The organism is Pseudomonas sp. GW821-FHT09D08 (genome assembly GCF_059416305.1).
Genome location: NZ_JBWKOX010000004.1, coordinates 469,029 through 489,042 on the forward strand (window position 1 = coordinate 469,029; position 20,014 = coordinate 489,042).

A 20,014-nucleotide genomic window follows, 5' to 3' on the forward strand; every position below is an offset into this window, starting at 1 on the left:
CGCTGATTGGGGCGGCCTTTAAGGAAAACGACAGATGGAAACCCTTACCACCCTCAAAGTTATCCACGTAGCCGCCACGGTGTTGCTGCTGCTCAGCGGCCTCGGCCTGGCGCTGCTGGCCTGGCGCAAGCGCAGCGCCGGCCCGGCCGTGACCGTGCAGCGCCCGTGGGCGTTCGTGTGGTTACTGATGGGCGTTTGCATGGTCAGCATGCCGTTTACCGGCTGGTGGCTGGTGCACCTGGTCGGCTGGCCGCTGGGGCAGGCCTGGATCCTGGGTTCCAGCATCCTCTACACCGTGGCCGCGCTGGCCTGGTTCTGGCTGGTGGCACGGCTTAACCGGCTGCGCAAAGGCGAGGGTGGCAGCCTGAATTTCACCCTGGTGCTGGCCGTGGTAAGCCTGGTGGGGTTTGTGGCGATTGCCGGGCTCATGGGCGCCAAGCCGGTTTAATGCGGTGAGGGCTTCTGTGGTGAGCGGGCTTGCCCCGCGCTGGGCTGCGAAGCAGCCCCGACAAAGGCCCGCATTTTTCCTGATGAGACCGGTTGGCAGGTTTTGGGGCTGCTTCGCAGCCCAGCGCGGGGCAAGCCCGCTCACCACGGTTACTCGCTACGCAGGGTAATCACCGGCCAACCCCGCTTCTCGGCTTCAGCGCGCAGATTCGGATCCGGATCCACCGCCACCGGATGCGTCACCTGCTCCAACAGCGGCAGGTCATTCATCGAGTCGCTGTAGAAGTAACTGTCTTCCAGGCTGTACCCCGTCTCTTCCAACCACCGATTCAAGCGCGTCACCTTGCCTTCACGGAAGCACGGCACATCAGTGCTGCGCCCGGTGTAGCGGCCATTTTCCATCTCGCACTCGGTGGCGATCAGCGTATCGACGCCCAGGCGTGCGGCAATTGGCGCGGTGACGAAACGGTTGGTGGCGGTGATGATCACCAGCTTGTCGCCAGCGGCGCGGTGCTTGGCCAGCAGTTCAGCAGCCAGGGGCAGCATGATCGGCTCGATGCAGTCGCGCATATAGTCGTTATGCCATTCGTCCAACTGGGCCATCTCGGTGCGGCCGAGGATTTCCAGGCAGAAGTTCAGGTAGGCGGCGTTGTCCAGCTTGCCGGCCAGGTAGTCCTGGTAGAACTCGTCGTTGCGGGCTTTGTAGGCGACCGCGTCGAGAATCCCCCGCTCGCAGAGGTAATCGCCCCAGGCGTGGTCGCTGTCACCGCCGAGAAGGGTGTTGTCCAAGTCGAATAAAGCCAGGCGCATTGCAGTTACTCGCTGAAAAGTCTGTAAAAAGGCGTCCAGAATACGGTCTTTTCACAAGAGTGCACATAAGGTAAGAAGCCTCGTTGCCGCTGGAACAACCTTTGTGGAACAATGCGGCGACATGCGTTTGCGAGGTTGTTGCCGTGATCGACCCCGATGGTTTCCGTCCTAATGTCGGGATTATTCTTACGAATGATGCCGGACAGGTGCTATGGGCTCGCCGAATCAACCAAGATGCCTGGCAGTTTCCTCAAGGCGGAATCAACCCCGACGAAACCCCTGAAGACGCCTTGTACCGTGAGTTGAACGAAGAAGTCGGCCTTGAGCGTGAAGATGTGCAGATTTTGGCCTGTACCCGGGGCTGGTTGCGCTATCGTTTGCCGCAACGCCTGGTGCGTACCCACAGCCAACCGCTGTGCATCGGCCAGAAGCAGAAATGGTTTCTCCTGCGCCTGATCTCCAACGAGCAGCGGGTGCGGATGGATTTGACCGGTAAACCGGAGTTCGATGGCTGGCGTTGGGTCAGTTATTGGTACCCGCTGGGCCAGGTGGTGACATTCAAGCGCGAGGTTTATCGTCGCGCTCTCAAAGAGCTTGCCCCGCGCCTTTTAGCGCGCGACTGACGACGGAGTTCGACCCCGAGCCATGCTCAATACGCTGCGCAAGATCGTCCAGGAAGTTAACTCCGCCAAGGATCTCAAGGCGGCGTTGGGGATTATTGTGTTGCGCGTCAAGGAAGCCATGGGCAGCCAGGTCTGCTCGGTTTACCTGCTGGACCCAGAGACCAACCGTTTTGTGCTGATGGCCACCGAGGGCTTGAACAAGCGCTCCATCGGCAAGGTCAGCATGGCGCCCAATGAAGGTCTGGTGGGCTTGGTGGGGACGCGTGAAGAACCCCTGAACCTTGAAAACGCGGCCGATCACCCGCGTTATCGCTACTTTGCCGAAACCGGCGAAGAGCGCTACGCCTCGTTCCTCGGCGCACCAATCATTCACCATCGCCGCGTCGTCGGCGTATTGGTCATCCAGCAAAAAGAACGTCGCCAGTTCGACGAGGGCGAAGAAGCCTTCCTCGTGACCATGAGCGCGCAGCTCGCCGGGGTTATCGCCCACGCCGAAGCCACCGGCTCGATTCGCGGCCTGGGGCGCCAGGGCAAGGGGATCCAGGAAGCCAAGTTCGTCGGCGTACCGGGTTCACCGGGGGCGGCGGTCGGTACTGCCGTGGTCATGTTGCCGCCGGCCGACCTCGATGTGGTGCCGGACAAGCACGTCGATGACATCGACGCTGAAATCAAACTGTTCAAGACGGCCCTGGAAGGCGTGCGCGCCGACATGCGCAACCTGTCGACCAAGCTGGCCACCCAGCTGCGCCCCGAAGAGCGCGCGTTGTTCGACGTGTACCAGATGATGCTCGACGACGCGTCCCTCGGGAACGAAGTCAAGACCGTGATCAAGACCGGCCAGTGGGCCCAGGGCGCGCTGCGCCAGGTGGTCACCGATCACGTCAACCGTTTCGAATTGATGGACGACGCCTACCTGCGCGAACGGGCCTCGGATGTTCGTGACCTCGGTCGCCGTCTGCTGGCCTATCTGCAGGAAGACCGCACCACCAACCTGGTCTACCCCGACAACACCATCCTGATCAGTGAAGAACTGACCGCCACCATGCTCGGCGAAGTGCCCGAAGGCAAGTTGGTGGGCCTGGTCTCGGTCCTCGGTTCGGGTAACTCCCACGTCGCGATCCTGGCCCGGGCCATGGGCATTCCGACGGTGATGGGCCTGGTGGACCTGCCGTACTCCAAGGTCGATGGCATCGACATGATCGTCGATGGGCATCGCGGCGAGGTGTTTACCAACCCCAGCGAAGTCCTGCGCAAGCAATACGCCGAGGTGGTGGAAGAAGAGAAGCAACTGGCGCTCGGGCTCGATTCCTTGCGCGAACTGCCGTGCGTGACCCTCGACGGTCACCGTGTACCGCTGCTGGTCAACACCGGCCTGCTGGCCGATGTGGCCCGCGCGCAACAGCGCGGCGCCGAAGGCGTGGGGCTGTACCGCACCGAAGTGCCGTTCATGATCAACCAGCGGTTCCCGAGTGAGAAGGAGCAACTGGCGATTTATCGCGAGCAACTGTCCGCCTTCCACCCGTTACCGGTGACCATGCGCAGCCTGGACATCGGCGGCGACAAGTCACTGTCGTATTTCCCGATCAAGGAAGACAACCCCTTCCTCGGCTGGCGTGGTATTCGCGTCACCCTCGACCACCCTGAAATCTTCCTGGTGCAGACCCGTGCCATGCTCAAGGCCAGCGAAGGCCTGAACAACCTGCGCATCCTGCTGCCGATGATCTCCGGCACCCATGAGCTGGAAGAAGCCTTGCACCTGATCCACCGCGCCTGGGGCGAAGTGCGCGACGAAGGCGCCGACGTACCGATGCCGCCGATTGGCGTGATGATCGAAATCCCGGCGGCGGTGTACCAGGCCAAGGAACTGGCGCGGCAGGTGGACTTCCTGTCCGTGGGCTCCAACGACCTGACCCAGTACCTGCTGGCCGTGGACCGTAACAACCCACGGGTGGCCGACCTCTACGACTACCTCCACCCGGCGGTGCTGCAAGCCCTGCAACACGTGGTGCGCGACGCCCATGCCGAAGGCAAGCCGGTGAGCATCTGCGGTGAAATGGCCGGTGACCCCGCGGCGGCGGTGCTGTTGATGGCGATGGGCTTTGACAGCCTGTCGATGAACGCCACCAACCTGCCGAAGGTGAAGTGGATGCTGCGCCAGATTGAACTGAGCATGGCCAAGGACCTGCTGGCGGAGTTGATGACCATCGACAACCCGCAGGTTATCCACAGCTCGCTGCAATTGGCGCTGAAGAACCTGGGGCTGACGCGGATGATCAACCCGGCGTCTGCCAAGACCCTTTAATGGCGATACGCAGCCCCGCCCGTAGCAGCTGTCGAGCGCAAGCGAGGCTGCGTAGGGCGCGCTGCTGGGTAAGACGGCATCAGCGTCAGAACTTGAGTTCTACCTCTCCGAGCCGCCCACCATGCGGTCCAAAGCTGCGCTCCACCATCCGCCGCGTGCCGTCGGCATTCACAATCAACGCCGTGCTCGCCCGTGTCCCATAACTGGGGCTGGCGATAAACACACTCGACAGCAAACTCTCCGTCGCCAACCCCACGCCGGTATCCGGCAGCTCGGCAAACGGTGCAGTCTGCGGATCGCTCAGAATCTCCAGTAGCGCTTCGGGCTGGGGATCGTTCAGCAACTCACTCAGCGCGGCTTTGGCCTTAAGCAGTTTCGGCCAAGGTGTATCCAGCCCTGCATTGGATAACCCATACACGCCCGCTTTCAACTGCGTCGGCTCGGTGTGATTGGCGTTGTAATGCCACAACTCTTCCCGCGTCCCCACCAGCAGGTTAAACCCGGCATATTCAATCGAACGGCCGTTAACGTCGGCCAAATACTGGTCAACCGGCAGCGAACCACTGAGAAACCGTGCCACCAGTTCCCCGCGGGACTTGCGTGCCGGCGGCTGGTGCGGATCACGGATATTGGTCAGGGCCGCAAACCGCCCATCGGCATTCACGCCCAGCCAGGTGCCGCCCGCTTCCTGATCGCGGCCGGCGTAGACTTCGGGCGCATCCGGCCACTGGGCCAGCGGCAGGCTGGGGCGGGCGTAGAACTCATCACGGTTGGCCGCGACGATCAGCGGCTGGGCATGGCCCGGCCGCCAGGCAAAAACAATCAGGCACATCAGGCGATTCCCGTTTGTGTTTTTTGCCACTCTACCCACACCGGCAGCGGCGTTCCATCGTATCCAGTTGGGTCGCATGCCTTCCATCCGTTAACATGCCGGACCTGGTTTGGGGGCTCCCATGGAATTTCTGCTGTATTTGCTGCTGGGCGCGTGCGCGGGCGTGCTCGCCGGGCTGTTTGGCGTGGGCGGCGGGATCATCATCGTGCCGGTGCTGGTGTTCAGCTTCACCCTGCAGGGCTTCGACCCGCAGGTGCTGACCCACCTGGCCGTGGGCACCTCCCTGGCGACGATCATCTTTACCTCGGTCAATGCCGTGCGTGAGCACCACCGACGTGGCGCGGTGCGTTGGCCGATCTTTGTCTGGATGACCGTGGGCATCCTGCTCGGCGCCGGCTTTGGTGCACTGACCGCCGAGGCGATTTCCGGCCCCCACTTGCAGAAGATCATCGGCGTATTCGCCCTGATCATCGCCGTGCAACTGGCCCTGGAGGTCAAGCCCAAGGCCAGTCGCACGGTGCCGGGCAAGCTCGGCCTGACGTTGGCCGGTACCGTGATCGGCTGGGCTTCGGCGATTTTCGGCATCGGCGGCGGCTCGCTGACCGTGCCGTTTTTGACCTGGCGCAGCGTGCCGATGCAACAGGCGGTGGCCACCTCGTCCGCCTGTGGCTTGCCGATTGCCCTGGCCAGTGCGTTAAGTTTCATGATTCTGGGCTGGCATGACCCGCTGTTGCCCGCTCATAGTCTAGGGTTCGTGTATTTGCCGGCGCTGCTGGGCATTGCCCTGACCAGCATGGTGTTTGCCCGTTTCGGCGCACGCCTGGCGCACCGGTTGTCGCCGCGCTTGCTCAAGCGGTTGTTCGCCGGCTTGCTGTTTTGTGTCGGTTTGAATTTTTTGCTGTAACGCAGGCTTAATCGCGCCCGGGCATGGTCCGGTCGCCATAACGAATGATTTAACGAGGAGTCGCAATGCTGCCTTACCCGCAGATCGACCCGGTGGCTCTGGCCATCGGTCCGCTGAAAATCCACTGGTACGGGTTGATGTACCTGATCGGCATCGGCGGTGCATGGCTGCTGGCCTCCCGGCGCCTGAACCGTTTCGACCCGACCTGGACCAAGGAGAAGCTCTCCGACATGGTGTTCTGGTTATCGATGGGGGTGATCGTCGGCGGGCGCCTGGGGTATGTGCTGTTTTACGATCTCTCGGCCTACATCGCCAACCCGACGCTGATCTTCGAAGTGTGGAAAGGCGGCATGGCATTCCACGGTGGCTTTATCGGCGTAATGATCGCGGCCTGGTGGTTTGGCCGGCGCAACGGCAAGTCGTTCTTCCAACTGATGGACTTCGTCGCGCCGCTGGTACCGATCGGCCTGGGCGCCGGGCGCATCGGCAACTTCATCAACGCCGAGTTGTGGGGCAAGCCGACCGACGTGCCGTGGGCCATGGTGTTCCCGCCGTTCAGCGACCCGGCGCAACTGCCGCGCCATCCGTCGCAGTTGTACCAGTTCGCGTTGGAAGGCGTGGCACTGTTCCTTATCCTGTACCTCTTTTCGCGCAAACCGCGCCCGACCATGGCCGTTTCCGGCATGTTCGCGCTGTTCTACGGGATCTTCCGTTTCATCGTCGAGTTCGTGCGCGTGCCGGATGCCCAACTGGGGTACCTGGCGTGGGGCTGGCTGACCATGGGACAAGTGCTCAGCCTTCCGATGATCCTGGTCGGCCTGGGCCTGCTGTGGTGGGCGTACAATCGCCCGCAACCGCTGAAGCACACCGCGCTTTAAATTCGAATGCCGAGGCCCGCGAGGTCTCGGCTTCAACGATACGGGTAATGACATGAAGCAATATCTCGAACTACTGAACGATGTCGTGACCAATGGCCTGACCAAAGGCGACCGTACCGGCACCGGCACCAAGGCCGTGTTCGCCCGTCAGTATCGGCATAATTTGGCCGACGGCTTCCCGCTGCTGACCACCAAGAAGCTTCACTTCAAAAGCATCGCCAATGAGCTGATCTGGATGTTGAGCGGCAACACCAACATCAAGTGGCTGAACGAAAACGGTGTGAAAATCTGGGACGAGTGGGCCACCGAAGACGGTGACCTGGGCCCGGTGTATGGCGAGCAGTGGACTGCCTGGCCGACCAAGGATGGCGGCACGATCAACCAGATCGACTACATGGTGCACACGCTTAAGACCAACCCCAACAGCCGTCGCATCCTGTTCCACGGCTGGAACGTCGAATACCTGCCGGACGAAACCAAAAGCCCCCAGGAAAACGCGCGCAACGGCAAGCAAGCCCTGCCACCGTGCCACCTGCTGTACCAGGCGTTCGTGCATGACGGCCATCTGTCGATGCAGTTGTACATCCGCAGCTCCGACGTATTCCTCGGCCTGCCGTACAATACCGCCGCCCTGGCGCTGCTGACCCATATGCTGGCCCAGCAGTGCGACCTGATCCCCCACGAGATCATCGTCACCACCGGCGACACCCACGCCTACAGCAACCACATGGAGCAGATCCGCACCCAGCTGGCGCGTACGCCGAAGAAGCTGCCGGAACTGGTGATCAAGCGTAAGCCGGCGTCGATCTACGATTACAAGTTCGAAGACTTTGAAATCGTGGGTTATGACGCCGATCCAAGCATTAAAGCCGACGTCGCCATTTAAAAGGACTGTCTCGGTCAAAATGCGGGAGGGGGCTTGCCCCCGATAGCGGTGGATCAGTTAAGTGAAGAATGACTGACACGCCGCCATCGGGGGCAAGCCCCCTCCCACATTTGAACCGTGTTCGCATTGAATTAATGCCCGTGGCTTCTGCCTACGTGTGAGGGCTCGGCCTCGCTGGCGGCCACACCGCCGTTGACCTCCAGTCGCTGCAAAATCCCGCAGTGGTCCCCACCGCCACAGCGTTGGCGCAGGTCCAGCAACTGCTCCTGCAACGCCAGCAGCCCGTCAATCCGCGCTTTTACATGGTGGATATGCTCGTCGATCAACGCATTCACGTTTTCACACTGGTCCTGGGGGCTGTCCCGTAGCCCGAGCAGGCTGCGGATCTCTTCCAGGGTCATGTCGAGGCTGCGGCAGTTGCGGATAAAGATCAGCCGCTCGGTGTGCGCCTGGGTGTACACGCGGTAGTTGGCTTCGGTGCGTGCCGGGGGTGGCAGCAGGCCTTCCTTCTCGTAATAACGGATGGTTTCCACCGGACAATCGGTCAGTTTGGCCAGTTCGCCGATCTTCATTACAGCAATCTCCAAATGGGTGCTTGACCCTATAGTGGCTACAGGGTCTTTACTTGGCAACAGGCACCTTACGGACGCGACCTGATGAGCGACTCCATTCACACCCCGCATAAACACGACCACGACCATGATCATGGGCCGAAGAAACTCACCCCCGTGCACGATCACGGCCATGGCGGTTCCTGCTGTTCCAGCACGCCCGCGCCTGCGCTGGTGCAGTTGAGCGAGGCGCCCACCGCCGGCTCGCGCCTGAGTACCTTCCGCATCGAAGCCATGGACTGCCCCACCGAGCAGACGCTGATCCAGAACAAACTGGGCAAGCTGGCCGGTGTGCAGCAGCTGGAATTCAACCTGATCAACCGCATCCTCGGCGTTACCCATGACCTGCCGAGTACCGCGCCGATCATCGATGCGATCAAATCCCTGGGTATGCAGGCCGATCCGATCGTGGAGGGCACCCCGGCCGCCGAGCCGCCCGCCAAGAAGCATTGGTGGCCGCTGGCGTTGTCCGGTGTGGGCGCGTTGTGCGCCGAAGTACTGCACTTCACCAATGCCGCGCCCACTTGGGTGATTGCGCTGGTAGCGCTGGTGTCGATCCTCAGCGGCGGCCTCACCACCTACAAGAAGGGCTGGATCGCCCTGAAAAACCTCAACCTGAACATCAACGCCTTGATGAGCATCGCGGTCACTGGCGCGGTCCTGATCGGCCAGTGGCCGGAAGCGGCCATGGTGATGTTTCTGTTTACCGTGGCCGAGCTGATCGAAGCCAAGTCCCTGGACCGTGCGCGCAATGCCATCAGTGGCTTGATGCAGATGACACCGGAACAGGCCACGGTTCGGCAGGCTGATGGAAGCTGGGTTGAAATGGAGGTTAAAAGCATTGAGCTGGACGCAATCGTGCGGGTAAAACCCGGCGAGCGTATCGGCCTTGACGGTGAAGTCACCGCCGGCCAGTCCACCATCGACCAGGCGCCGATCACCGGTGAAAGCCTGCCGATTGAAAAGGCCGTCGGCGATAAGGTCTTCGCTGGCACCATCAACCAGGCCGGTTCCCTGGAGTACAAGGTCACGGCGGCTGCCAACAACTCCACCCTGGCCCGCATCATCCACGCGGTGGAGCAGGCCCAGGGCGCGCGGGCACCGACCCAGCGTTTTGTCGACAGCTTCTCGAAAATCTACACCCCGGCCGTATTCCTGTTCGCCCTGGGTGTGGCGCTGATCCCGCCGCTGTTCATGGCCGGCGCCTGGTTCGACTGGATCTACCGCGCCCTGGTGCTGCTGGTAGTGGCGTGCCCGTGCGCCCTGGTGATCTCTACCCCGGTAACCATTGTCAGCGGCCTGGCGGCTGCGGCGCGCAAAGGCATCCTGATCAAGGGAGGTGTGTACCTGGAGGGTGGCTATAAGCTTGACTACCTGGCCCTCGACAAGACCGGCACCATCACCCACGGCAAGCCGGTGCAAACCGATTACCTGGCGCTGTTCCCCACTGTCGAAGACAGCGCCCCGGCCCTGGCCGCCAGTTTGGCCGGGCGTTCCGACCACCCGGTGTCCCTGGCGATTGCCAACGCGGCTGTGGATAAAAACCTGCCGGTGCACGTTGTGGATAACTTCGAAGCCCTGGCCGGGCGCGGCGTGCGCGGCGATATCAATGGCCAGACCTACCACTTGGGCAACCACCGCCTGGTGGAAGACTTGGGCTTATGCTCGCCAGAGCTGGAGGAGAAACTGTTCGCCCTGGAAAAACAGGGCAAGTCCGTGGTGCTGTTGCTCGACAAGTCCGGCCCGCTGGCGCTGTTCGCCGTGGCCGATACGGTCAAGGACAGCAGCCGCGAAGCCATCCAGCAACTGCATGAGCTGGGCATCAAGACCTTGATGCTCACCGGCGACAACACCCACACCGCCCAGGCGATTGCGGCCCAGGTCGGCATCGACCAGGCCCAGGGCGACCTGTTGCCCACCGACAAGCTGCACGCCATCGAAACCCTCTACGGCCAAGGCCACCGGGTGGGCATGGTCGGCGATGGCATCAACGACGCCCCGGCCCTGGCCCGCGCCGAGATTGGCTTTGCCATGGCCGCGGCAGGCACCGACACCGCTATCGAGACGGCCGACGTGGCCTTGATGGACGATGATTTGCGCAAGATTCCGGCATTCATTCGTTTGTCGCGGCAAACGTCGAGTATCCTCAAGCAGAACATCACCCTGGCCCTGGTGATCAAGGCGATCTTCCTGGTGGTCACGTTCCTGGGCATGGCGACCATGTGGATGGCTGTGTTCGCCGACATGGGCGTGGCCCTGCTGGTGGTGTTCAATGGCCTGCGCCTGTTGCGCAAATAGAGGATGAGAGGGTGGTGTGCTGAGTGCCGAGCTGAAGGCGTTTTTTATGGTTGCCCGCCTGGGCAGCATCACCCAGGCGGCGAAAAAACTCGGCCTGAGCCAGCCCACCGTTACCACCCAGATTCGCAACCTGGAAAGCCAGTACGGCGTTGAGTTGTTCTACCGTGGCGGGCGCCGCCTCACCGTCAGCGACGAAGGCGCGCGCCTGCTGCCGATGGTCAAGACGCTGCTGCAGCAGGAAGCGGACATCGAGTTTTTCCTGCGCAACAGCGGCCAGGTCCAGGGTGCGCTGAGGATTGCCGCCACGGCGCCGTACTACATCCTCGACCTGGTCAAAGCCTTTCGCGAACGCCTGCCGCAGGTGGAGGTGTCGGTGGAAATCGGCAACTCCCAGCAGGTGCTTGAAGCCTTGGATGACTACCGCGTCGATGTCGCTGCGTCCTCACAGTTGCTCGAAGACCCGCGCCTGATCCGTCGTGTACTGGGCACCGACCCGTTGGTGCTGGCGGTACACCGCAACCATCCACTGGCCAAGCTCGACCATGTGCCCCTCAGTGCCTTGGCCGGGCATACGTTGTTGATGCGTGAAGCGGGCTCCACCACGCGACGGCTTACGGAAGAGATGCTGCAAGGTGCGGGCGTCAGTTACGGGCCGCTGCTGGAAATCGGCAGCCGTGAATCGATCCGCGAAGCGGTGCTGCGCAATATCGGCATCAGCATCATCGCCCGCCAGGAAGTGCCCCATGACCCACAGTTGCGGGTGCTGACCATCGAGCATGCGCCGCAGATTCCCGAGTACCTGTACTGCCTCAAGGAAAGAAAAGGCGCTCGTCTGCCGGCGGCGTTTCTGGGGTTGGCGCAGGAAATGTCGCCGATCTAAAGCCTTGCGGTAGACCAGGCAGCCCACCGCTAAGCGTCCTACACAAATCTGCGAATACCACTATCGCCGCCTTTTGCCTTCCTGCCATAAGAGCGACGCATTGCCTGCCTAGCATGGCCTTCATCAGTTTGATGAGGTGCCACCATGAACACAGCCCTGACCCAACCCGGCGCGCCGATGCAAGTGCGCGGTATCCAGAAACGCTTCGGCGCCTTTACGGCGTTGGACAACGTGTCACTGGACGTGGCTGCTGGCGAGCTGGTGTGCCTGCTCGGCCCTTCCGGCTGCGGCAAGACCACGTTGCTGCGCTGCATTGCCGGCCTGGAACGCCAGGACAGCGGCGAACTTTACCTGGGTGATCGCGATGTTTCCCTGCTGCCACCCCAGGCTCGCGACTACGGCATTCTGTTCCAGTCCTACGCGCTGTTTCCCAATCTCACCGTCGAAGCGAACATTGGCTACGGCCTCACCGGCAGCGGTCGCGATGAAGTGCGCCAGCGTGTCGCACAGATGCTTGAACTGGTGGGGCTGCTTGGCAGTGAAAAGAAGTACCCCGGCCAACTCTCCGGCGGCCAACAGCAGCGGGTCGCTCTGGCCCGTGCCCTGGCACCGGCGCCGTCATTGCTGTTGCTGGATGAGCCGATGTCGGCCCTCGACGCCCGCGTGCGCGAGCATCTGTGCACCGAGCTGCGCCAGTTGCAACGGCGCCTGGGTATTACCACCCTGATGGTCACCCACAACCAGGACGAAGCCATGTTGATGGCCGACCGCATTGCCGTGATGAACAACGGCAAGGTCGAGCAATACGCCACGCCCCAGGAAATCTACGACCGCCCGGCCACGCCGTTTGTGGCGGAGTTTGTCGGTCAGGGCAACTGGCTGCCGTTCAGTCGCAACAGTGCCAGCCATGCCCAGGTCGGCGGGATGAACATGCGCCTGGCCGAGGATGCCGGCGTGGCCAGGTCCGGCCGGCTGTTCTGCCGCCCGGAAGCGATCAGCGTCAACCCGGCGGTGCATGAGGAGAACCTGTTCCCGGCCAAGGTCCGCGAGATCACCTTCCTCGGCAACCGCTGCCGCATGAGCTTTGAGCTGGAGCAGCTGCCCGGCCATCCGCTGCTTGCCGAGCTGGCACCGGAAGCCATGCCGCGCCTGGGCGCCCAGGATATCTGGGTGGCCTTGCCGCCGCGCAGCCTGCAGGTGTTTGCCTGAGATGGCCGCGGTCATGACTCTGGCGCGTCAAGCGTCACGCGCCGAAACCGGCGACCGTATTTTCGTGGTCGGCGGCAAACTGCTCTGGCTGGTGCTGCTGGGCATCGCCGTATTGCTGCCACTGCTGGCGATCTTCTGGCGCGGTTTCAGCAGCGAGGCCGGGCAGGGCGGTGGCCTGGTGGCCGCACGGGCGTTGCTCACCAGCGCCAACTTCCACTGGCTGCTGGGCAATAGCCTGAAAGTCTCCCTCAGCGTGGCGGCCATCGTCGTACCGCTGGCCTACCTGTTTGCCTACGCCCTGCAACGCACGTTGATACCCGGCAAGGCCCTCTGGCGCGGTATGTCGCTGCTGCCGTTGATGGCGCCGTCGATGCTGCCGGGGATTGCACTGGTCTACCTGTTCGGTAACCAGGGCCTGTTGCGCGGGCTGTTCTCGGACAACATCTACGGCTTCTGGGGCATTGTCCTCGGTGAAGTGATCTATACCTTCCCCCATGCCCTGATGATTTTGCTGTCGGCGCTGTCCCTGGCCGATGCGCGGTTGTTCGACGCCGCGTCGAGCATGGGCGCCAGCCCTGCGCGGGCGTTCCGCAGCATCACCTGGCCGGCCACGCGCCAGGCGGTGTTTGCCGCGTTCTGCCTGGTGTTCACCCTGACCATCACGGATTTCGGCGTGCCCGTGGTGGTGGGCGGGGATTACCAGGTGCTGGCGCTGGAAGCCTACAAGGCGGTGGTCGGACAGCAACAGTTCGGTCGCGGTGCGTTGATCGGCATGGTGTTGCTGCTGCCGGCGCTGTTCAGCTTTGGCGTCGACGCCTGGTTGCGCCGTCGCCATGGCGAGGCCATGAGTGGCCGCGCCCAGGTCTTCCAGCCGGCGCCGTCACGCCTGAGGGATAGCGCCTATCTGCTTATCGTGCTGCTCATCAGTGCCGTGTTGCTGCTGGTGTTCGGCATGGCGGTGTACTCCTCGCTGGTGAAGTTCTGGCCGTACAACCTGTCGCTGTCGCTCAGCCACTACCAGTTCGAAGACACGGCCGGCGGCGGTTGGCTGGCCTATCGCAACAGCTTGACCCTGGCGTTGTGCACGGCATTGATCGGCAGCGTATTGATCTTCACCGGCGCCTACCTGATGGAAAAGACCAAGGGCCAGAAGGGCCTGAACCTGGCGCTGCGCATGCTCAGCTTTGTGCCGATGGCCGTGCCGGGGTTGGTGCTGGGCCTGGGCTACGTGTTCTTTTTCAACCTGAGCGGCAACCCGCTGCATGTGTTCTACGGCACCATGACCCTGCTGGTGGTGTGCACCATTGCTCACTACCTGACCACCGCACAGATGACCGCCACCACCGCGTTGCGCCAGCTGGACGCCGAGTTCGAAGCGGCGGCGCTGTCGCTCAAGGCGCCGCTGTATCGCCATTACTTGAAAGTCACGGTACCGATCTGCCTGCCGGCGCTGCTGGACATCGTGCGCTACCTGTTTGTGTCGGCGATGACCACCGTGTCCGCCGCGATCTTCCTCTACAGCCCCGACACCATCCTCGCCGCCGTCGCCGTGTTGAACATGGACGACGCCGGCAATGTGGGCGGCGCGGCCGCCATGTCGACCCTGATCCTGTTCACCTCAGGCAGCGTTTCGCTGCTGCTGGCGTGGGCTTCACGTGGCGCCTTGCGCCGCTCCCAAGCCTGGCGCCAGACCGCGCCCGGCCAATAACCATCCCTGAAGGAGGTGCTCCATGTTCAAGCCCCTGGCGCTGGTCGCTGCCGTACTCACTGCATTCAGCCTGAATGCCTTCGCCAAGACCGAGTTGACCGTGTACACGGCCCTTGAAGCCGAGCAGTTGAAGACCTACAAAAAAGCCTTCGAACAGGCCAACCCTGACGTCGAGATCAAATGGGTCCGCGACTCCACCGGCATCATTACCGCCAAGCTGCTGGCCGAAAAAGACCGCCCGCAGGCCGATGTGGTCTGGGGCCTGGCCGCGTCGAGCCTGGCGATCCTCGATCAGCAAGGCATGCTCGATAACTACGCGCCGAAGGACCTGGACAAGATCGGCAAGAATTACCGTGACGCCGCCAACCCACCGGCCTGGGTCGGCATGGATGTGTGGGCGGCAACCATTTGCTTCAACACGGTCGAAGCCGAAAAGCAGGGCCTGACCAAGCCGGTGAGCTGGCAAGACCTGACCAAGCCCGAGTACAAGGGCAAGATCGTGATGCCCAACCCGGCCTCGTCCGGCACCGGCTTCCTGGATGTGAGCGCCTGGCTGCAAACCTTCGGCGAGAAGCAGGGCTGGCAGTACATGGACGACTTGCACCAGAACATCGGCCAGTACGTTCACTCCGGTTCCAAGCCGTGCAAGCTGGCGGCTTCCGGTGAGTTCCCGATTGGTATTTCCTTTGAGTATCCGGCCGTGCAGCTGAAGCGCCAGGGCGCGCCGCTGGACATCATCCTGCCGAAGGAAGGCCTGGGCTGGGACATCGAAGCCACTGCCGTGATCAAGGGCACCGCCCATGCGGACGCCGCCAGAAAGCTCGCCGACTTCTCCGCCAGTACAGCGGCGATGGACCTGTACAAGGACAACTTCGCCGTGCTCGCCCAGCCGGGGATCGCCAAGCCGCAGACCGAATTGCCGGCCGACTACGAGCAGCGTTTGATCAAGAACGACTTCGGCTGGGCGTCGAAGAATCGCGACAGCATTTTGACCGAATGGCGTAAGCGCTATGACGGCAAGTCGGAAAAACAATAATTTTCACCTCTACCTGTAGGAGCGAGCTTGCTCGCGAAGAACGAATAGACGGCGCGGATAACCTGAAGCGCTGCCTTATCGTTGACGTTCTTCGCGAGCAAGCTCGCTCCTACAGAGGGTTGCATATTCCATGACAGATTTACTGATCATCGGCGCCGGCATCCTCGGCCTGTCCCACGCCTACGCCGCCGCCAGGCGTGGGCTCAAGGTCAAGGTGTTCGAGCGCAGCGCCACGCCCCTGGGCGCCTCGGTACGCAACTTCGGCCAGGCCCTGGTCACCGGGCAGCCGCCGGGGCCGATGCTTGAGCTGGCACGGCAAAGCCGTGATATCTGGGGGCAATGGGCTCGGGTTGCCGGCCTGCAGCTCAAGCGCAACGGCTCGTACCTGTTCGCCCGTACCGAAGCCGAAGAGCATCTGCTGGAAGCCTTCTGCGCCGGCCGCGCGCGTGAACACGGCTATAACGTCGACCTGTTGCAAGGCGCGGCGTTGAAGGATCTGTATGGCGGCCAGTTCCGCCATCACCGCGCCGCGCTGCATGGCAAGGACGACCAGCAACTGTATTCGCGCGAGGCGATACCGGCGCTGATCCACTACCTGAGCCAGCAACTGGGTGTGGAATTTTACTTCTCCACCCTGGTGCGCGATGTCGAACCGGGCCAGGTGCACAGCACGGCAGGCAGTTTTCGTGGCGAGCAGGTCATCGTCTGTTCCGGCCACGATTATCAAACCCTGTTGGCCGAGGCGATCGCTGAACTCAACCCGCAGATCTGCCGCCTGCAAATGCTGCGCGCCCGGCCTGCACTCAACCTCAACCTGCAACACGCCTTGCTCACCGGCCTCAGTTGCGTGCACTACGGCGCTTTTGCCGACCTGCCTGAAGCCGCGCCGGTACAGGCACAAATCCTGCGCGAGGCGCCACACCTGCATGCACACGGGATTCACCTGCTGATCAGCCCGACGCCCCATGGCGAACTGATCATCGGCGACTCCCACGACTACGGCAGCGATGCCTCGCCGTTCAATGCCGAGCAGGTGGATGACTGGATGATCGAGTTGGCCGAACAGACCTTGGGTTGCAAGATCCAGGTAATGGAACGCTGGCAGGGCGTCTACGGCGCCAGGGGCCCGGCGCCGTATTCATTTGTGCAGGCCGCACCTGGCGTGAGCGCCGCCTTGATGCACACCGGCGTGGGCATGAGCGTGGGGCCGGCGATGGCCGAGCGCAATATCACAACACTGTGGGGGCAAGCTTGATGAACCCGGAACAGGCGATTGCCGCAGTCTTCGCTTTGTACGAGCAGCACGGCACGGCGGATTACATCGGCGAGCCGGTGTCGCAGATCGAGCACATGTCCCAGGCCGCGCAGTTGGCCATGGCCGAAGGCTTCGATGATGAAGTGGTGCTGGCGGCGTTTTTCCACGATATTGGCCATCTGTGCGGCCAGGGTGGCGAAAACATGGGCGGTTATGGCGTGGCCAGCCATGAACGGTTGGGCGCGGATTATTTGCGTCGCGCAGGCTTCAGTGAGCGCCTGGCCAGGCTGGTGGAGTACCACGTCCAGGCCAAGCGCTACCTGACGTTCAGCCAGCCGGACTACTACGCACGCTTGAGCGAAGCCAGCCGCCGCACCCTGGGTTACCAGGGCGGCGTGATGACGGCCGAGGAGGCCTGCGCCTTTGAACAAGACCCGCTGTACCAGGTCAGCCTGCGTCTGCGCCACTGGGACGAACAGGCCAAGCAAATGCACGTGCCGGTGCTCGACCTGAGCGTACTCAAGGCCAAGGCCCGGCAGCTGCTGTCGGCTTAAGTCTCGTCGAGGCGCTGGGCCAGGGCTTCGACCTGTTCCTGGCGTTCGGCCTGGCTCAGTCTGGCCTGGGGGTTGAGGGACGACCATTGCGGGTGGGCGCGGGCCTTGTGTAACGCGTCCGGCAATTTGCCTTCGCGCCAGGTCTTGTCCTGGGGCGTATCGACCTTGATGCTGTGCATCGCCGCATGACCGCGCAGGTTCAAGGCCTTGAGCAACTGGCGCTGGCGCAGGGCGAGCAGGCGCAGCACGCTGTCATCCACGGTCAGCTCGCGTTGGCCCTTGATCTTGCCCAGCAGGCGGCTGCCGTAGCTGCGTGCGGTCTGCAACGCGCCACCGGCGATGGCGCCCGCCAGGGCGGCGGCGCCGAGGGTCAGCCCGCCGACCAGCAGATCCACCCCGGCTCCGGCCGCTGCGCCTGCGGCGATGCCTCCGCCGACGCGCACGCCGAGTTGCTTGAGGGTTTCCGGGTTGAACAGGTCATCCCCCCAGCGGCCGTCGAGCAACGGCAAGTCGCTGGCGGCGGCGTCCTGCGGGCGGAAGCCGAACAGCTTGAGCAGGGCCTCCACGCATTTTTGTTCGCGCTGACGCACCGCCTTGCGCAAATCGCTGATGGCTTGTTGCTCATCTTCAGTCACCACGCTGCGTCGGCACGCGGCGCAGTCGATCAGCAATTCGGCAATCAACCGCGCGGCACTCTGTTGACGGGCCTGGCGTTGGGCTTCCTGGTCGAGGATCAGGCGCTGCAACTGCGGCCGGGCGTTTTCCAGCAGCAGGGCGAGGCTTTCATACAGTCGGCGTTCGCCGTCTTCCGGCGGTGCGACGCTGTCGAAACGCACCAGCGCATGCAGGCCCAGGCGTGCCAGCGCTTCGCGCCAGTCCGGCTCGCGGTGGTCGCTGCTGCTGACGAAGTTGAGCACCGGCAGCAACGGTTTGCCACAACTGGCCAGCACTTGCAGCTCATCACGGTACTTGGCCAGCACCGGTTCGCGAGCGTCGATCACATACAGGCCGGCGTCCGAGGCCAGCAGTTGGCGCAGCACCTTGGCTTCCTGTTCGAAACGCTGGCGGGCTTCGCTGCCTTCCAGGAACCGCGCCAGGCGGGCTGGGCCGTCCAAGCGTTCGCCGGGGCGATCCAGGCGCTCCAGGTAGTCGAGCAGGGCGATGGCATCTTCCAGGCCGGGGGTGTCATAGAGATCGAGCAAGGCTTCGCCGTCGACCGACAAGCGCGCGCCTTCGACATGCCGCGTGGTGCTGGGGCGATGGGAGACTTCACCGAACCCGACGTCACGGGTGAGGGTACGCAGCAACGAGGTCTTGCCGACGTTGGTGTGGCCGACCACGGCGAGTTTCAGTGGCTTAGTCATGACCGGTCTCCAGCCAGTTCAACGGCGCGCAATCGGCGAACGGCAGCTCCAGTTGTTGCAGCGCGCTGTGCCAGTCGCCCAGGCGCTCGGCATCCAGCGCCTGGCCGGGCGGGGCTTGCAACAGCCATACGCGAGTGGCGGCGGCGCTGCGTGCGAGTTCGGCGATCAGCGCCAGGCTGCCGCGGTCCGGCGAGCGGCGCGGGTCGCAGGCGATGGCCAGGCGCGCGGGCGGGAAGCGGCTGAGTTGCTCCAGGAGCTTGTTGCGCGATTCGCGGCTGTCGAGGATGCCGGCGTTCTTAACCTTCGCCGGCAACTTGGGCGGCCAGGGATGTTGATCGTCCAGTTCGATGGCGACGAGCAAGGCGCCATCGCTTTCCAGCGCACTGACGCCGCCGGTGACGGGGTGCAGTTGTTCCGGCGCGGCGTCGTTGACGCCAAGGCGCTCGCTGCTGGGCATCAGGCGTTCGCGCAGTGGGCTGTAGCCGGGCAGGTTGAGGTCCAGGTGCAGGGCGGCGCGCCCGCGTTTCCAGCGCCACAGGCACAGCAGGGCGAGGATCAAGCGGGGCAGCAGGCCGTAGACCAGCAATACCCCGACCAGCCAGGCGGCCCACGCCTGGCGGGCGCTTTCGATATTCAGTGCGGAGTCGCCGCTGGCGCGGATCATCTCGACGGTCGGCACATTGAAGCCCAGCAGGGCGGGCAGGGTGCCGAGGGCCTGGGTCACGGCGACGAAGGTGTCGGCGCCGAGGATGGTGGTTTCCCACACAAAGCCGTAACGGCGGGTGGCGAGCAGCGTCAGCAGAATCACCAGCGCGCTGAGCAGCGCCAGCAACCACAGGCTGTTGACCAGCACCCCTACCGCCCAGCGATTGAGTTTCTGTCGTTGCAGCAACAGCAGCAACGCCGGGGCCAACTGGGCAGCCTTGGCGTCGCGCGCAAGCTTTTCACTGAGCCACAGCCACAGCCGCCCGAGACTGGCGCCGTGCTCGCCGGCAAACAGCAGCCCCAACGCCCAGCTCGACAGCAGGATCAGGTTCAGGCCGAGCAGGCTGCCCAGGGCCCAGAACACATTCACCGGGGTCAAGCCGTTGCCCAGCGCAGCAAAGGCCAGTCCCGCGCCGCTGATGACGGCCACCACCGCCAGCAGCACCAGCGCCAGGCGTGCGCCTTGCAGCCAGCGCGTGAGGGCGGCGGTCAGGCCATCGCGCCCGGCCAGGTGCAGGGCGCGCTGTTGAATGCGCGTCGGCAGATCGCCGCCCGCCGTGCGGGCGAGGCGATTGGCTTCTTGGTCTTCCAGGGGGCCGGCGTGTTCTTCACGCAGGCGCACGGTTTCCGTCAGCCAGAGTTTTTGCAGGGGGTTCAGTGCGGTCACGCGTCTTCCTGTCGTGCAAGTGAGCTTGGAGCATAACCGCTGGTT

18 protein-coding genes are annotated in these 20,014 nt (G+C 63.2%); 13 read left to right on the top strand and 5 right to left on the bottom strand.

Going from position 1 to position 20,014, the window contains the following annotated elements; all coding sequences use genetic code 11:
- Positions 1–34: 34 nt before the first annotated feature.
- Positions 35–448, top strand: coding sequence for a DUF2269 family protein (locus AC07OP_RS11180; protein ID WP_108573408.1), 414 nt, complete (start codon positions 35–37; stop codon positions 446–448).
- A 149-nt stretch (positions 449–597) separates the two neighbouring features.
- Here AC07OP_RS11180 and AC07OP_RS11185 read toward each other — a convergent pair whose 3' ends face one another.
- The gene (locus AC07OP_RS11185) at positions 598–1,257 is read right to left on the bottom strand and encodes a histidinol-phosphatase (RefSeq protein ID WP_253492517.1); all 660 of its coding nucleotides are present in this window, start codon (positions 1,255–1,257) and stop codon (positions 598–600) included.
- Between the two features lie 143 nt (positions 1,258–1,400).
- Here AC07OP_RS11185 and AC07OP_RS11190 point away from each other — a divergent pair, with 143 nt between their 5' ends.
- Together AC07OP_RS11190 and ptsP are read left to right on the top strand one after the other, a co-directional pair.
- A complete protein-coding gene (locus tag AC07OP_RS11190; protein ID WP_003176750.1) occupies positions 1,401–1,880 on the top strand; it encodes an RNA pyrophosphohydrolase in 480 nt (159 codons plus the stop codon).
- 22 nt (positions 1,881–1,902) lie between these two features.
- The gene (gene ptsP, locus AC07OP_RS11195) at positions 1,903–4,182 is read left to right on the top strand and encodes a phosphoenolpyruvate--protein phosphotransferase (protein WP_115485549.1); all 2,280 of its coding nucleotides are present in this window, start codon (positions 1,903–1,905) and stop codon (positions 4,180–4,182) included.
- An 85-nt stretch (positions 4,183–4,267) separates the two neighbouring features.
- Here the strand turns inward: ptsP and AC07OP_RS11200 are convergent, their stop codons facing one another.
- Complete coding sequence (locus AC07OP_RS11200; protein WP_495100879.1) at positions 4,268–5,014, bottom strand: NRDE family protein; 747 nt, start codon at positions 5,012–5,014, stop codon at positions 4,268–4,270.
- Positions 5,015–5,135: 121 nt separating this feature from the next.
- Between AC07OP_RS11200 and AC07OP_RS11205 the strand changes: the two genes are divergently transcribed.
- The 3 genes from AC07OP_RS11205 to AC07OP_RS11215 all read left to right on the top strand — a co-directional run bounded on the left by AC07OP_RS11205 (position 5,136) and on the right by AC07OP_RS11215 (position 7,682).
- Entirely contained in the window at positions 5,136–5,918 is a 783-nt protein-coding gene (locus AC07OP_RS11205) for a sulfite exporter TauE/SafE family protein (protein WP_065938085.1), read from the top strand.
- A 65-nt stretch (positions 5,919–5,983) separates the two neighbouring features.
- Positions 5,984–6,796 carry a prolipoprotein diacylglyceryl transferase gene (gene lgt, locus AC07OP_RS11210; RefSeq protein ID WP_027608428.1) on the top strand — a complete coding sequence of 271 codons (813 nt, stop codon included), beginning with the start codon at positions 5,984–5,986 and terminating at the stop codon, positions 6,794–6,796.
- 52 nt (positions 6,797–6,848) lie between these two features.
- Complete coding sequence (locus AC07OP_RS11215; RefSeq protein WP_015886389.1) at positions 6,849–7,682, top strand: thymidylate synthase; 834 nt, start codon at positions 6,849–6,851, stop codon at positions 7,680–7,682.
- A 131-nt stretch (positions 7,683–7,813) separates the two neighbouring features.
- Here the strand turns inward: AC07OP_RS11215 and cadR are convergent, their stop codons facing one another.
- The gene (gene cadR / locus AC07OP_RS11220) at positions 7,814–8,254 is read right to left on the bottom strand and encodes a Cd(II)/Pb(II)-responsive transcriptional regulator (RefSeq protein ID WP_027606134.1); all 441 of its coding nucleotides are present in this window, start codon (positions 8,252–8,254) and stop codon (positions 7,814–7,816) included.
- An 84-nt stretch (positions 8,255–8,338) separates the two neighbouring features.
- On the opposite strand from cadR, the gene AC07OP_RS11225 reads away from it, so the two are divergent.
- From AC07OP_RS11225 to AC07OP_RS11255, 7 genes are all read left to right on the top strand, one after another.
- The gene (locus AC07OP_RS11225; protein ID WP_495100880.1) at positions 8,339–10,591 is read left to right on the top strand and encodes a heavy metal translocating P-type ATPase; all 2,253 of its coding nucleotides are present in this window, start codon (positions 8,339–8,341) and stop codon (positions 10,589–10,591) included.
- 16 nt (positions 10,592–10,607) lie between these two features.
- A complete protein-coding gene (locus tag AC07OP_RS11230; RefSeq protein ID WP_495100881.1) occupies positions 10,608–11,471 on the top strand; it encodes a LysR family transcriptional regulator in 864 nt (287 codons plus the stop codon).
- A 144-nt stretch (positions 11,472–11,615) separates the two neighbouring features.
- The gene (locus tag AC07OP_RS11235; protein ID WP_141607544.1) at positions 11,616–12,680 is read left to right on the top strand and encodes a putative 2-aminoethylphosphonate ABC transporter ATP-binding protein; all 1,065 of its coding nucleotides are present in this window, start codon (positions 11,616–11,618) and stop codon (positions 12,678–12,680) included.
- 1 nt (position 12,681) lies between these two features.
- On the top strand, positions 12,682–14,388 hold the full coding sequence (locus AC07OP_RS11240; RefSeq protein WP_495100882.1) for a putative 2-aminoethylphosphonate ABC transporter permease subunit: 1,707 nt from the start codon (positions 12,682–12,684) through the stop codon (positions 14,386–14,388).
- A 22-nt stretch (positions 14,389–14,410) separates the two neighbouring features.
- Positions 14,411–15,424: a putative 2-aminoethylphosphonate ABC transporter substrate-binding protein gene (locus AC07OP_RS11245; RefSeq protein ID WP_495100883.1), complete on the top strand. Its 1,014-nt coding sequence runs from the start codon at positions 14,411–14,413 to the stop codon at positions 15,422–15,424.
- Between the two features lie 130 nt (positions 15,425–15,554).
- The gene (locus tag AC07OP_RS11250; protein ID WP_495100884.1) at positions 15,555–16,679 is read left to right on the top strand and encodes a TIGR03364 family FAD-dependent oxidoreductase; all 1,125 of its coding nucleotides are present in this window, start codon (positions 15,555–15,557) and stop codon (positions 16,677–16,679) included.
- On the top strand, positions 16,679–17,233 hold the full coding sequence (locus AC07OP_RS11255) for a phosphonate degradation HD-domain oxygenase (RefSeq protein WP_495100885.1): 555 nt from the start codon (positions 16,679–16,681) through the stop codon (positions 17,231–17,233). The genes AC07OP_RS11250 and AC07OP_RS11255 overlap by 1 nt, the downstream gene beginning before the upstream one ends.
- Here AC07OP_RS11255 and AC07OP_RS11260 read toward each other — a convergent pair.
- Together AC07OP_RS11260 and AC07OP_RS11265 are read right to left on the bottom strand one after the other, a co-directional pair.
- Positions 17,230–18,597 (bottom strand): DUF3482 domain-containing protein, encoded by a 1,368-nt coding sequence (locus tag AC07OP_RS11260; protein ID WP_027606126.1) that lies wholly within the window; start codon positions 18,595–18,597, stop codon positions 17,230–17,232. The two genes, AC07OP_RS11255 and AC07OP_RS11260, sit on opposite strands and share 4 nt — an antisense overlap.
- Positions 18,590–19,969: a DUF2868 domain-containing protein gene (locus AC07OP_RS11265; RefSeq protein WP_495100886.1), complete on the bottom strand. Its 1,380-nt coding sequence runs from the start codon at positions 19,967–19,969 to the stop codon at positions 18,590–18,592. The genes AC07OP_RS11260 and AC07OP_RS11265 overlap by 8 nt, the downstream gene beginning before the upstream one ends.
- Positions 19,970–20,014 lie beyond the last annotated feature (45 nt).